Below are 470 nucleotides of genomic sequence, written 5' to 3' on the forward strand. Positions count from 1 at the left end.
GTTTCATTGCGGTTGGTGTAGGCATTGTTTTGTCCTCCCAGCTCGGATATGCGGCGGTTGAATTCGCCGGAGGGAACGTCTTTCGTGCCTTTAAACATCATGTGTTCCAAAGCGTGGCTTAGGCCGCTTTTGCCCGGTTTTTCATCCACGCTGCCGATTTTGTACCAAATCTGCGAAACGGCCACTGGCGCGCGGTGGTCTTCTTTAACGATGATTTTCAGACCGTTGGGCAGGGTTTCAGAAAGCGTCTGCGCCCATGAGGCGGCAGGCAGCGCGAAGGCAAGCATTAAAGCAATTCGGCGTAACATGGTTTAATCCGTAAAATGAAAATCAATTGCCAAAGTATAGCGGAAAATCTGAAAGATTGGCCGAATATTTCAGACGGCCTGCAGCCTTATCTGCTGATTCACATCAAGCGCGGCCGTTGCCAATCTTTACCGTCGCGCCTCATTCGCGGATAATCCCAAACA

1 protein-coding gene is annotated in these 470 nt (G+C 50.6%); it reads right to left on the minus strand.

What is annotated here, in order from left to right; all coding sequences use genetic code 11:
- On the minus strand, nt 1-308 hold a 308-nt coding region (locus ACTHUM_RS19320), incomplete at its 3' end, for a M16 family metallopeptidase (protein ID WP_440403906.1).
- Nucleotides 309-470 lie beyond the last annotated feature (162 nt).

Source organism: Neisseria sp. P0021.S006, from assembly GCF_051956895.1.